At 62.8% G+C, this 13,584-nt stretch carries 11 protein-coding genes and 1 tRNA gene; all 12 read right to left on the reverse strand.

Annotated elements, in window-relative coordinates; genetic code table 11:
* Position 1 precedes the first annotated feature (1 nt).
* Entirely contained in the window at positions 2 to 1,114 is a 1,113-nt protein-coding gene (locus ACSFA3_RS03900; protein WP_435504077.1) for a BMP family ABC transporter substrate-binding protein, read from the reverse strand.
* A gap of 79 nt (positions 1,115 to 1,193) precedes the next feature.
* Positions 1,194 to 2,621: an AtzE family amidohydrolase gene (locus tag ACSFA3_RS03905; RefSeq protein ID WP_435504078.1), complete on the reverse strand. Its 1,428-nt coding sequence runs from the start codon at positions 2,619 to 2,621 to the stop codon at positions 1,194 to 1,196.
* Positions 2,618 to 2,824, reverse strand: coding sequence for an AtzG-like protein (locus ACSFA3_RS03910; protein ID WP_435504079.1), 207 nt, complete (start codon positions 2,822 to 2,824; stop codon positions 2,618 to 2,620). Before ACSFA3_RS03910 ends, ACSFA3_RS03905 begins: the two co-directional genes overlap by 4 nt.
* Positions 2,821 to 3,642, reverse strand: a complete 822-nt coding sequence (locus ACSFA3_RS03915) for an ABC transporter ATP-binding protein (RefSeq protein WP_435504080.1) — start codon at positions 3,640 to 3,642, stop codon at positions 2,821 to 2,823. The genes ACSFA3_RS03910 and ACSFA3_RS03915 overlap by 4 nt, the downstream gene beginning before the upstream one ends.
* Before the next feature lie 5 nt (positions 3,643 to 3,647).
* Entirely contained in the window at positions 3,648 to 4,487 is an 840-nt protein-coding gene (locus ACSFA3_RS03920) for an ABC transporter permease (RefSeq protein ID WP_435504081.1), read from the reverse strand.
* A 2-nt stretch (positions 4,488 to 4,489) separates the two neighbouring features.
* The gene (locus ACSFA3_RS03925; RefSeq protein WP_435504082.1) at positions 4,490 to 5,500 is read right to left on the reverse strand and encodes an ABC transporter substrate-binding protein; all 1,011 of its coding nucleotides are present in this window, start codon (positions 5,498 to 5,500) and stop codon (positions 4,490 to 4,492) included.
* A 51-nt stretch (positions 5,501 to 5,551) separates the two neighbouring features.
* Entirely contained in the window at positions 5,552 to 7,234 is a 1,683-nt protein-coding gene (gene atzF / locus ACSFA3_RS03930; protein ID WP_435504083.1) for an allophanate hydrolase, read from the reverse strand.
* Positions 7,235 to 7,460: 226 nt separating this feature from the next.
* Positions 7,461 to 7,536: transfer RNA gene (locus tag ACSFA3_RS03935), tRNA-Gly, on the reverse strand.
* Between the two features lie 54 nt (positions 7,537 to 7,590).
* Positions 7,591 to 10,032, reverse strand: coding sequence for an endopeptidase La (gene lon / locus ACSFA3_RS03940; protein WP_435504084.1), 2,442 nt, complete (start codon positions 10,030 to 10,032; stop codon positions 7,591 to 7,593).
* A 102-nt stretch (positions 10,033 to 10,134) separates the two neighbouring features.
* Positions 10,135 to 11,400, reverse strand: a complete 1,266-nt coding sequence (clpX, locus tag ACSFA3_RS03945; RefSeq protein ID WP_435504085.1) for an ATP-dependent Clp protease ATP-binding subunit ClpX — start codon at positions 11,398 to 11,400, stop codon at positions 10,135 to 10,137.
* Between the two features lie 150 nt (positions 11,401 to 11,550).
* A complete protein-coding gene (clpP, locus tag ACSFA3_RS03950) occupies positions 11,551 to 12,159 on the reverse strand; it encodes an ATP-dependent Clp endopeptidase proteolytic subunit ClpP (protein ID WP_435504086.1) in 609 nt (202 codons plus the stop codon).
* 85 nt (positions 12,160 to 12,244) lie between these two features.
* On the reverse strand, positions 12,245 to 13,564 hold the full coding sequence (tig, locus tag ACSFA3_RS03955) for a trigger factor (protein WP_435504087.1): 1,320 nt from the start codon (positions 13,562 to 13,564) through the stop codon (positions 12,245 to 12,247).
* Positions 13,565 to 13,584 lie beyond the last annotated feature (20 nt).

Below are 13,584 nucleotides of genomic sequence, written 5' to 3' on the forward strand. Positions count from 1 at the left end.
ATCAGACCGAGCCCAGCACGCCTTCGACCAAGTAGTTCATCTTTTCCAGCTCGAGATCGGTCTGCTTCTGGACCTTGCCCGCTGCGATGATTTCCTTGCCCTTGTTGTCCTTCAGCGGTCCCTTGAAGATGTCGAAGCTGCCGGCGATCATCTGCGCCTTGATGCCGTCGGCCTGCTTCTTGGCTGCATCGGTCACGGCAGGTCCGTACGCCGACATCTTCACGTAGCCGTCCTTCAGGCCGCCGCGCAGGAAGTTGGGATGCGGCTTGCCGGTCTGCGCCGCTTCGATGATCGTCTTGTACGCGGTCATCCAGTTCCATTCCGCGCCGGTGAGGTAAGCCTGCGGCGCCAGCTTGGCCTGGCTCGCGTGGTAGCCGCAGACCATCTTGCCGCGCTTGGCTGCGGTCTCGACGACGACCTTAGGGCCGTCGACATGCATCGTGAAAACGTCGCAGCCCTGGTCGGCCAGGCTGTTCGTGGCTTCGGCTTCCTTGACTGCCATCGACCAGTCGCCGGTGAAGATCACGCTGCAGGTGATGCCGGGCTTGACCGAGCGTGCGCCGAGCGTGAAGGCGTTGATGTTGCGCAGCACCTGCGGAATCGGCTTGGCCGCGACGAATGCGATCTTGTTGCTCTTGGTCATGTGCGCCGCGACGACGCCGTTCAGGAACTGGCATTCCTCGATGTAGCCGAAGAAGCTGCCGGCGTTCTTGGGCATCGATTCGGTCCAGAGACCGCCGCAGTGCGAGAAGCGCACGTCCGGGTTCTTGGCCGCCACGGCCAGCAGATGCGGATCGAAGTAACCGTACGAGGTCGGGAACAGCAGCTTGGCGCCGTCCTGCTGGATCATGCCGGTCATGGTCTTCTGCACGGCTGCGGTTTCGGGTACGTTCTCTTCCTCGACCACCTTGATGCCGGGCATCTTCTTGATTTCGGCTGCCGCCTGCGCGTGGGCCTGGTTGTAGCCGTAATCGTCGCGCGGGCCGACGTAGATCACGCCGATGGTCAGCGGCTTGGTCTGCGCGCCGGCAAGCGCGCTCCAGCCGCCGAGCGTGCCGGCTACGCCGAGCGCGGCGATGGATTTGAGGGAATCGCGGCGATTGATCTGGCTCATGGAAATGCTCCGGAAAAGTACATGGTGATCTTGGATACAAGACGGTATGCAAATTTCATGCCCACGGCGCCGAGAAGTTTCAGTTCAGCGACGCCACCGGTGCCCGCGCGACACCGGCCGCTTCGAGCACCGCCGCCACACGCAGCGCCAGGTCCTCGCGCCACGGCGCGGAGATGATCTGCACGCCGACCGGGAGGCTTTCGTGCGCGCCCCAGACCGGCACGCCGCAGACCGGCAACCCGATGCACGAAATCGGTTGCGTCAGCACGCCCATGCTGGGGCGCACCGGCAGGCGCTGGCCGTTGATCTCGAACCATTCCGCGCCGATGGGCGTCGCTGCGCACGGCGTCGAAGCGGCCAGCAGGATGTCGTAGCTCTCGAACACCCGCGCCACCTGCTCGGCGTAAAGCCGGCGGACACGCTGCGCGCGCGCGATCCACGCGGCAGGCAGCAGGGCGCCGGCCAGGAAGCGGTCGCGCGAGAGCGGCTCGAAATCCTGCGGACGCTTGCGCAGGTCGTCCAGATGCAACGCGGCACCTTCGGCGTTGGTGATGAGGAAAGCCGCGGCGCGTCCGGCCTCGACCATCGGCAGTTCGACCGTGTTGGTGGCGCCAAGCGCATTGACCACGCGGTTGACCGCCGAAAGCGCCTCCGGCATCGCGCGCTCGCGGAAATAACCGCCGAGTATGCCGATGCGCAAGCCCTTCAGTCCGTGGCCGAGCGTCGGAAAAGTCGGTGCGACGGCGCGCTGCGCACAGCCCGGATCGTGCGCACCGGCCGTCTCCGGCCCCTGCATCGCGTCGTACGCCAGCGCCAGATCGCGCACCGAACGCGCGAACGGGCCGAGGTGATCGAGGCTTGAGATGAAGGGATAGCTGCCGGTGCGCGGCAGTCGCCCGAAGGTCGGTTTCAGTCCGAAGACGCCGCACAGCGAAGCCGGCACGCGGATCGATCCGTTGGTGTCCGAACCTAGAGTCAGCGGAACCTGCCCTGCAGCCACAGCCGCTCCCGACCCACCCGACGATCCGCCTGCGATGCGCGTCGGGTCGTGCGGGTTGTGCACCGGGCCGACATGGCTGTTCTCGGTCGTGAAACCGTAGGCGTATTCGTCCATGTTGAGCGCACCGACCAGCACCGCACCCGCAGCTTCGAGCCGACGCACCAGCGCCGCATCGCTGCGCGCGGGCACGCTGTCGCGCTCGATCTTCGAGCCGGCCAGCGTCTGCAGGCCCGCGATGTCGAACAGGTTCTTAACCGCGAACGGCACGCCGAGCAGCGGTAGCGCGCGGGTGCGTTCGGCATGCGTGGAAGCGAGCGATGCGTCGACCTGTCCCGCGCGACGCAATGCGCGCTCGCGCACCACGTCGGTGAATGCATTCACGCGATCGTCGGTCGCTGCAATGCGGTCGAGGCTGGCTTGTACCAGCGCGGTCGCGCTCACGGCGCCGCTGCGCACGGCCTCGGCCATCGCGGCTGCGTCGTGGAGCAACAGTTCTTCAGCGCTCATACCGGCTCTCCATGCGGAACGACAGGCCTGAAAACCACCGCCGATTCCGCATGCGCCTCCAGCGGCACCGCGTCGATCACTGCTGCGAATTCCGCGGCCAGCGCGAAGAAGCGGAGCACACCGGGGCGATGGTCCGGGTGTAGCGGCAGGTCGAGCGCCAAGGCGGCGGCATCGACGCAGGCTTCAGTCTGGGCGGGTGTCATCGGCGCACTTCCCGTTGAAAGATCTCGAGGCTCAGCTTCTTCATCGCGACGAAGCTGTCGGAGCTCAGGGTGTCGATGGTGCGCGGGCGCGCATCGCCGTAGTCGAGGATTTCCGCCACGCGTGTCGGCCGCTTGGTCAGCAGCAGCACTTGGTCGGCCAGATACACGGCCTCTTCGAGATCGTGCGAAACCAGCAGCATCGTCGTGCCGGTCTGCATGAACACTTCCTGCAGCTTCTCGCGGATGAAGAGCGTCATCTCGAAGTCGAGCGCGGAGAACGGTTCGTCGAGGAACAGCACCTCCGGATTCGGTGCCAGCGCCCGCATGATCGACGCGGTCTGCTGCTGTCCGCCGGAGAGTTCGTACGGATAGCGCTTGAGGTCGAACTTCACATCGAAGGACGCGACAAGCTCTTCCATCCGCCGGTCAACTTCGGCCTTGCTCCGCCCTTCGAGCTTCAGCGGGTAGGCGATGTTGTCAATCGTGCGCATCCACGGAAACATCGCTTCGCGGTAGTTCTGGAACACGTAGCCGATCTTGGTGTCCTTGAGCGACTTGCCATCGAAAAGGATTTCACCTGAATCGATCGGCACCAGCCCCGCGATCATGTTGATCAGCGTCGACTTGCCGCAGCCGTTCGGCCCGAACACCGAGACGATCTTGTGCTTCGGAATATCGAGGTCGAAGTTCTCGTACAGCGGCCAGCCGGCGAAGTACTTGGTGAGGCCGCGGATGGTGATGTGCGTGCCGGCCGGGCCGGGCTTGAAAGCCGGCTTCGGCACGTCGGCGAACACGGGTGCGTTGATGACTGCGGACATGGCGATTACCTTCCGGACCAGTGAACGATCTTGCGTTCGGCGACGAGGAACAGGATGTTCAGCGCATAGCCCAGCGCACCCGCCGCGAGGATGGCCGCGTACATGCTCTTCACGTTGAGCACCTGCTGCGCGTTGATGATGCGGTTGCCAAGCCCGGCGTCGGAGCCGATGAACATCTCAGCGACGATCACGATCACCAGCGCCATCGAGACGGCCGAACGCAGCCCGACGAACGACGGTTGCAGGCTCTCCCAGATCAGCACATCCTTGAACACCTGCCAGCGCGACGCGCCCATCACCTTCGCAGCCATCACCCGCTGCTTGCGCGCATTGATGACGCCGTAAGCGCTGTTGAAGATCACGATCAGGAACGCGCCGAAGGCGGCGATGGCGACCTTGTTCACGTCCGACACGCCGAAGATCAGCAGGAACAGCGGAATCAGCGCCGAAGACGGCGTCGAGCGGAAAAAGTCGATCAGGAACTCGACGCTGCGGTAGACGCGCTCGTTGCTGCCCAGCAGAACGCCGAGTGGCACGCCGACGACGGCAGCGATCACGAAAGCCTGCAGCGTGCGCCAGACCGTCACCGCGAAATCGGTCAGCAGCGGCCCGCCGGCCAGCCCGGTGATGAGCGCGGCGATGGTGTCGGCCGGCGTCGGCAGCAGGATCGGCTTGATGAAGCCGAGCCGCACCACCAGGTCCCAGGCGATGAACAGCACGACCGGACCGATGAACGGCAGCAGCCGGTCCCAGAGCGGGCGCTTCGGCACGGCGGCCGCGGCGCCGGCAGCGGGTGGCGTCCAGGCAGCGGCGGTTGCGGCGGTGGTGGTGAGCGTATCGGCCACGGTCAGGCCTTGTAGAGCAGGCTCTCGACGACGACCTTCTTGTCGAAGATGCCCTTTTCCGTGAACAGGTCGTAGAACTTCTGGAAGTAGGCGATATCGCTCGGCTTGAACTCGTTGTAGAGCATGTACGAGGCCAGCGGCACTTCGGCGGTCAGCGCGCCTTCGATGGCGGTGTAGCCCTTCATGTACTGGCGCGCGTCGGCCGGTTGCGTGCGCACCAGTTCGACGCCGCGCGTGTAGGCGGCGATGAATTTCTTCGCGACTTCGGGATTCTTCTTGATGAACTCGGTCGTCAGGCTGGCCGCGCCGCCGTGCCAAGGCGCCATCGGGTCGCCGAGGATGTACTTGGCGACAACGCCGGCTTCGATCACGCGGGTGGTGCCGTTCATTCGCCCGACGGTGCCGGTCGGCTCCAGCGTGTAGCAGGCGTCGACCTGGCCGGCGACGATAGCTGCGACGTGCTGGCCGATCGGCAGTTCGCTGACCGTCGCGCCGGTGGCGCCGGCTCGCTCGAGCATGGTCTTGCACAGCGTCACGTTTTGGATGCCGGGCCCGGACGCGACGCGCTTGCCCTTGAGGTCGGCCATCGTCTTGATCGGACCGTCCTTGGCGGTGATGAACTCGTCGAGCACGAACTTGGCATTGCTCGGGTTGGTGCAGAAGATCTTGAACAGTCCCGGCTGCGCAATCTCGCCGATGGCCAGGTTCGCGGAACCGGTGCCGTTGGAGCTGCCGTCGGAGCGCCCCGAGAGCATCGCCTCCATCACCTGCTGCGCGCCGGCGAATTTGAGCGGCTCGACGTCGAGACCCGCTTCCTTGAAGTAGCCCTTTTCGATCGCGGCGAAGAACGGCAATCCTGCTGCAACCGGCCAGTAGCCGATGCGCAGTTTGGGCGTCGACTGAGCCAACACCAGCGACGGCGCGGCAAGCGCGACCAGACCTGCGGCACCCGCCTGGAGCATGTGGCGACGCGAAGGTGCGCCTGCCGTGAAGGACTTGTCTTGAGAGACCATGGACCGACTCCTGGGTGGGATGGATTGAGGAAAGAAATCTGCTGGTTCTGCTCAGGCGGCAGGCGCGCGCCGCGAAGCGATGTAGCTGCGCCATCCGCCGTGGTGCGTGATGTCTTCCGCGCCGTCGAGCGCGATCGACTCGCAGACGAAGCCCTGCACGGTGCTGCCGTCGGCCAGCGTGAGCGTGCCGATGCCGAGCGGCGCGGGAATCATCGCGACGAAGGAGCCATAGGTCGTGGACGGCATCTCCCAGATTTCGACGATGAGCGCCGAGCCTTCCGCGGCCGGCACGCGCACCATGCCGGGCTTGGGCGGCACGGTGCCGGGCAGCGCGAACAGACGGTACTGGGCGGCGGTTTGCGTTTCACGCAGCAGCACCGCACCGCGTTCAGTCAACTGGCTGTTGAGCGGCATGCCCGAAAGATGGGCGCCGACGACGGCGACCTTGACCTTCTCGACCGTCGGCGCCGCAACGATCGTCGGCAAGGTGGCTGGCGCCGGTAACGGCAGGCCGGTCGCGCCCTGCGTCAGGCCCGTCGCGTGATGAACGCGTTGCGCCAGTGCCGCCAGCTGGAAGTCGCTGCCGCAGGGCCCGATCAGCGTCAGCCCGAAAGGCAGGCCGTCGCTACGCAGACAGGTCGGCACCGAGATGGCTGCGTAGTCGAGCAGGTTGACGAAGTTGGTGTACGCGCCGAGGTTGCGGTTGAGCGTCACCGGATCGGCCCGCATCGCCTCGATCGTGTAGTGCGCCGGTGCCGTCGGCACGACGAGGATGTCGATGTCGTCCCACATCGGCGCGATCTTCTGCGCCAACGCGCGCAAGTGAATCTGCGCATCGACCAGATCGGCCGCGCTGTAGCTTTTTCCGCGTGCCAGGATACCGCGGACAGGTTCGATGACGTCGTGTTCATGTGCATCGAAGAACGGACGCACCGCTGCGTAGCGTTCGGCCACCATCGCGCTGTCGTAGAGCAGATCGGCTGCTTTGGCGAGCGGGGCGTAATCGATCGGCACCGTCGTGGCGCCGAGCTTGTCGAGTTGCGCGAAAGAAGCCGCGAAGGCATCGGCCGATGCGGCATCGCCAAAGAATTCCAGCGCCGACGGAATGCCGACGCGCAGGCGCGAGGGCAACGGCGCAGTCGCAGGACTCAGCGGCCGGGAATACGGATCGAGCGCGTCGTAACCCATCGCAACCGCAAGTACCTTCGCCGCGAGTTCGACCGTCCGGGCAAAGATGGAGACGCAATCCACGCTTTGCGCAGCCGGCAGGACGCCGCGTGTGCTGATCAGACCCTTGGTCGGCTTTAGCCCGACGATGTTGTTCAGACCGGCGGGCACGCGTCCCGATCCTGCGGTGTCGGTGCCGAGTGCGAAGTCGACCTCTCCGACGGCGACCGTCCACGCAGAACCCGAGCTCGAACCGCCGGACACGTAGCGCGGATCGAAGCTGTTCGGCACCGCGCCGTACGGCGAACGCGTGCCGTTGAGTCCGCAGGCGAACTGGTCCATATTCGTCTTGCCAACGAGCAGCGCACCCGCATCGAGCAGGCGCTGAACGACATGCGCATGCGCTTCGGCATCGCTTGCGAAGCTCGGACAGGCAGCGGTCGTCGGAAGCCCCTCGACGTCGATGTTGTCCTTGACTGCAAAGCGCAGACCTTCGAGCGGCCGGTCTGCGATTGTCCCGGCGAGACCTAGCGGCGGATCGATTAGGGTGATCCAGGCCGTTGCCATTGCAGTCGCTTTTGGCTCGTTGCTCTGTTCTTGCAGCGAAGTCGATTCATGCACCATCATCAAGCATCCTGTCTTGTGTACAAGTTCAGATGCAAGCAGCGTGCCAACCCGAGTTCTTGTGGGCGTGACGATCGACGAATGCGAGGGGAGAGGAAACGAAAAAAGGACCCAGAGGGTCCTTTTTTAACGACTTGCGAAATTCCGAAGAACTCCAGAAGATCTGTTCTGGAGCGGGATAAGAGACTCGAACTCTCGACCTATACCTTGGCAAGGTATCGCTCTACCAACTGAGCTAATCCCGCGATTCAAGCCTCAGATTATATACCGGATTGTCGAGGGTCGACAACCAGGACCTCTCAATGCTTGATCGAGCCTTCTGGCGGTTGCGCCGCACGTTGCCTCGACAACTCGGCCACCGCGGCAGCCGATGCGGCAACTTCTTCGTCCGACAGCGGTGTCGGCATCTTCTCGAGTGCGATCTCCAGCACCTTGTCGATCCACTTCACCGGCACGATTTCCAGCCCGTTCTTCACGTTCTCAGGAATGTCCTGCAGGTCCTTGGCGTTTTCTTCCGGAATCAGCACCGTCTTGATTCCACCGCGCAATGCGGCCAGCAGCTTTTCCTTCAGGCCGCCGATGGCGGTGACTTCGCCGCGCAGCGTGATCTCGCCCGTCATCGCCACATCGCCGCGCACCGGAATACCGGTCAGCGCCGAAACGAAGGCTGTCGTCATCGCCGCGCCGGCGCTCGGGCCGTCCTTCGGCGTCGCGCCGTCCGGCACGTGAATGTGGATGTCGCGCTTTTCGAAGATATCGTCGCGGATGCCAAGCCGGCGTGCCCTGCTCCGCACGACAGTGCGTGCAGCTTCCACCGATTCCTTCATCACGTCGCCTAGTGATCCAGTGCGGCTGATGACACCCTTGCCCGGCATCGCGACTGCTTCGATCGTCAGCAGATCGCCGCCGACTTCCGTCCATGCAAGGCCGACGACCTGACCGACCTGGTTCTGCTTCTCGGCGAGCCCGAAGGTGTACTTGCGCACGCCCAGGAAATCGTTGAGGTTCGAGCCGTCGACCGTCACCTTCGGCGTCATCTTCTTCAGCAGCAGCCCCTTGACCACCTTGCGGCAGATCTTGGAGAGCTCGCGTTCCAGCGAACGAACGCCAGCTTCCCGCGTGTAGTAGCGGACGATGTCGCGCACGGCCTCTTCGGTGATGAGGAGCTCTTCTTCCTTGACGCCGTTGTTCGTCATCTGCTTCGGCAGCAGGTATTTCAGCGCGATGTGCGTCTTCTCGTCCTCGGTATAGCCCGAGAGCCGGATGACTTCCATCCGGTCGAGCAGCGCCGAAGGAATGTTCATCGAGTTCGAAGTCGCGACGAACATCACATCGCTCAGGTCGAAGTCGACCTCGACGTAATGGTCACCGAAAGTGTGGTTCTGCTCAGGGTCGAGCACTTCGAGCAGCGCACTCGACGGGTCGCCACGGAAATCGGTGCCCAGCTTGTCGATCTCGTCGAGCAGAAACAGCGGGTTCCGCGTGCCGATCTTGTTCAGGCTCTGCAGCACCTTGCCCGGCAACGCGCCGATGTAGGTACGGCGATGGCCGCGGATCTCCGCCTCATCGCGCATGCCGCCAAGCGCCATGCGCGTGTATTTGCGACCCGTAGCCTTGGCGATCGATTGACCCAGCGAGGTCTTGCCGACACCGGGTGGCCCGACCAGGCACAGGATCGGCGCCTTGACCTTGTCGACACGTTGCTGCACCGCGAGATACTCCAGGATGCGGTCCTTGACCTTGTCCAGCCCGTAGTGATCTTCGTTCAGCACCGCTTCGGCATTCGCCAGGTCGTGCTTGATCTTGGTCTTCTTGCTCCACGGCAAGCCGATCAGTACATCGATGTAGTTGCGCACCACCGTTGCTTCGGCCGACATCGGCGACATCAGCTTGAGCTTCTTGAGTTCGCTCTCAGCCTTCTTGAGCGCTTCCTTGGGCATCTTGGCGAGCTTGATCTTCTTCTCGATCTCCTCAATGTCGGCGCCGTCCTCGCCCTCGCCCAGTTCCTTCTGGATCGCCTTAACCTGCTCGTTCAAATAGAAATCACGCTGGTTCTTTTCCATCTGTCGCTTGACGCGACCGCGAATCTTCTTGTCGACGTTCAAAATGTCGACTTCGCGCTCGAGCTGGCCGAAGAGGTTCTCCAGACGCGCCTTGACATCGTCCAGATCCAGCACGCCCTGCTTGTTGTCGAGCTTGAGCGGCAGATGCGCGGCAATGGTGTCCGCCAGACGACCGGGATCGTCGATGCTCGATATCGACGTCAGGATCTCGGGAGGAATCTTCTTGTTCAGTTTGACGTACTGGTCGAACTGCTGCATGACCGCGCGGCGCAGGGCCTCGATCTCGGTGCTTTTCTGGCTTGCCGCATCGGGTGCGGGCAGCGGCATGACGTTGGCGGTGAAATGCGTCTCGCCGTCGTGAATGCTGTTGACGCGGGCACGCTGCTGGCCTTCGACCAGGACTTTCACGGTGCCATCTGGCAGCTTGAGCATCTGCAGAATGGTCGAAACGCAGCCGACCTCGAACATGTCCTCGACGGACGGCTCGTCCTTGGCGGCGGCTTTCTGGGCGACGAGCATGATGCGTCGCTCGGCTTCCATCGCGAGCTCGAGCGCCTTGATGCTCTTGGGGCGTCCCACGAAAAGCGGGATCACCATGTGGGGGAACACCACGACGTCTCGCAGCGGCAGCAGCGGCAGGTCGATGGCGTCAGGGGGCAAAGGGGTGTGGCCGGACATGCGGATCCTCGAAGTGATCAGACGAAGATGGAACGCGCCGCCCGGATTTCAAGCCCGGAGGGCGCGTTCATCGGAGGGAACGCGTTCAGCGTTCAAGAAAGCCTAGGCCTTCTTGGCCGCTTCACGATACACCAGCAGCGGCGGCTTGTTTTCCTCGATGGTCGATTCCTCGACGACCACCTTGTCGACATTGGTTGCGTTGGGCAATTCGAACATCGTGTCGATCAGCGATTGCTCCAGGATCGACCGCAGTCCGCGAGCACCGGTCTTGCGTGCCAGCGCCTTGCGTGCAATCGCCTTCAGCGCGCCGGGCCGGATCTCGAGATCGACGCCTTCCATCTGGAGCAGCTTGACGAACTGCTTCACGACTGCGTTCTTCGGCTCGGTCAGGATCTTGACCAGCGTGTCTTCGCTCAACTCGGCCAGCGACGCCACGACGGGCATGCGACCGACGAGTTCGGGTATGAGGCCGAACTTGATCAGGTCTTCAGGCTCGACTTCGCGGAACACGTCGGTCAGGCTGCGCTGCGCCTTGCTTCGCACCAGCGCTCCGAATCCGATGCCTGACGCTTCGGTGCGGTTCTCGATCACCTTCTCGAGTCCGGCGAAAGCACCGCCGCAGATGAACAGGATGTTGGTCGTGTCGACCTGCAGGAAATCCTGGTTCGGATGCTTGCGCCCGCCTTGCGGCGGTACGCTGGCCATCGTGCCCTCGATCAGCTTGAGCAGGGCCTGCTGGACACCCTCGCCCGACACATCGCGCGTGATCGAGGGGTTTTCCGACTTACGGGAAATCTTGTCGATCTCGTCGATGTAGACGATGCCGCGCTGCGCACGCTCAACTTCGTAGTTGCAGCTCTGCAGCAGCTTCTGGATGATGTTCTCGACGTCCTCGCCGACGTAGCCGGCTTCGGTCAGCGTCGTGGCGTCGGCCATCACGAAGGGAACGTCGAGCATCCGCGCCAGTGTCTGAGCCAGCAACGTCTTGCCCGAGCCGGTCGGGCCGATGAGCAGGATGTTGCTCTTGCCGAGTTCGACTTCGTCGCCCTTGGACTTTTCCTTGTGGCGCAGGCGCTTGTAATGGTTGTAGACCGCCACGGATAGCATGCGCTTGGCAGGCTCCTGGCCGATCACATAGTTGTCGAGGTTGTTCTTGATCTCGAGCGGCGTCGGAAGATCGCTGCGCGGATCGCGGGCTTCATCGCCGCTCGGCAACTCGTCGCGGATGATCTCGTTGCAGAGATCGATGCACTCGTCGCAGATGAATACCGACGGACCTGCGATGAGCTTCTTGACCTCATGCTGGCTCTTGCCGCAAAAGGAGCAATAAAGCGTTTTCTCGCTGGAAGAGCCTTTTTTCTCGGCCATGTACTGGTGCCTTCGTAACTGAATTCAACAATGATAGCGAAGACCTGAAATGGGACTTCTGAACAAAAACGGCGTTCTCCGCATGGAAAACGCCGTTATCGAGTAACGCTACCGTATCGCAGCGCCTTCAAACCTCTGCGCAAAGACCGATCAGCCGCGCTTCGAGATGACCTGGTCGATCAGTCCGTAATCCTTGGACTCATCGGCCGTCAGGAAGTAATCGCGCTCGGTATCGCGCGCGATTTTCTCGAGCGGCTGACCGGTCCGCTCCGCCAGGATTCGATTCATCTGGTCCTTCGTGCGAAGGATGTCACGCGCATGAATCTCGATATCGGTCGCCTGACCGCGGGCGCCGCCCAGGACCTGGTGAATCATGACCTTCGAATTCGGCAGCGAAAAACGCTTGCCCTTCTCGCCAGCCGCCAGGAGGAAGGCTCCCATGCTGGCCGCAAAGCCGATGCACAGGGTCGACACTGCAGGCTTGATGAACTGCATCGTGTCGTAGATCGCCATACCGGCGCTCACACTGCCGCCCGGCGAGTTGATGTAGAACGAAATGTCCTTGTCCGGGTTCTCGCTCTCGAGAAACAGCAACTGCGCCACCACCAGGTTGGCGGTCTGGTCGTTGACCTCGCCCACCAGGAAAATCACGCGCTCTTTCAGCAGACGCGAATAGATGTCGTAGGACCGCTCGCCGCGGCCGGACTGCTCGATCACCATCGGCACCATGCCGAGGCCTTGAATTTCCTGTGCGCTCATATGTGCTTTCCCAGATGTTTTTGTTCCGTACCCGGATCAATTTGGGGCTTGAGCCGAAAGCACAAGCCCCATGCAGCGCCAGCGATCAGCCCTGTTGCGGCTGCGCCATCAGTTCGTCGAAGGAAACCGATTTTTCGGCAACCTTGGCCTTGCCGAGAACGAACTCGGTCACATTGTTTTCGATCACGACGGCCTCGACTTCGGCAAGGCGGCGGTTGTCGCTGAAGTACCAGCGAACCACGTCGGCCGGCTTTTCGTAGCTGCCGGCGAGTTCGTCGATGTGCGTCTTGATCTGCTCGGGCTTGGCCTGGAGTTCGTTCGCACGAACGAGTTCGGCGACCACGAGGCCCAGTCGCACGCGGCGCTCGGCCTGCGGACGAAAGACTTCTTCCGGGATCGGTGCCTTGTCGGCGTCCTTGATGCCGCGCTGCTTGAGCTCGGCGCGGGCGCCTTCGATCATGCGTTCGACTTCCGATTGCACGCTGGCATTCGGCAGGTCGAGTTCGGCGTTGGCGATGAGCGCGTCCATGACGGCATTCTTGTTGCGCGCCAGCAGACGGAACTTCACTTCGCGCTCGAGATTGCGCTTGATGTCGGCACGCAGGCCTTCGACGGTGGCTTCTTCGATGCCGAGCGACTTTGCAAGTTGCTCGTTGATCTCAGGCAGGTGCGACGCCTCGATCTTTTTCACGGTGACCATGAAATCGGCCTGCTTGCCGGCGACGTCCTTGCCGTGATAATCCTCGGGGAACGACAGCGGGAAGGTGCGGCTGTCGCCGGACTTCAGGCCGCGCACCGCGTCTTCGAATTCCTTCAGCATCTGGCCTTCGCCGATGATGAACTGGAAGTCTTCGGCCTTGCCGCCCTGGAAGGTCTCGCCATCGATCTTGCCCTCGAAGTCGACCGTCACGCGGTCGTTGTCTTCGGCAGCGGCATCTTGGGCGCGCTGCGCGAAGGTGCGGCGCTGCTTGCGCAGGATGTCGAGCGTCTTGTCGATCGCTTCGTCGCTCACGTCGGCGGTGACGCGCTCGATCTCGGCGCCGGCCAGATCGTTGATCTTGACTTCGGGGAAAACTTCGAAGATCGCGTCGAAGGCCATTTCGCCCTCGGCCGACTCTTCCTTTTCGGTAATGCGAGGCTGGCCAGCGACACGAAGATTGGCTTCGTTGGCTGCCTTGGAGAAGGCCTCGCCGACCTTGTCGTTCATGACTTCGAAGTGAACCGAATAGCCGTAACGCTGATTGACGACATTCATCGGCACCTTGCCGGGACGGAAGCCGTCCATCTTCACGGTGCGTGCCAGCTTCTTGAGACGCGAATCCACTTCCGACTGGATGATGCCGACCGGCAAGGTCAGGGTGATCTTGCGCTCGAGCTTTTCGAGGGTTTCAACGTTCACGGTCATTCTGTTTTCCTCAAAGGATA

It is taken from the genome of Variovorax glucosi, from assembly GCF_051216695.1.
Taxonomy (GTDB): domain Bacteria; phylum Pseudomonadota; class Gammaproteobacteria; order Burkholderiales; family Burkholderiaceae_C; genus Variovorax.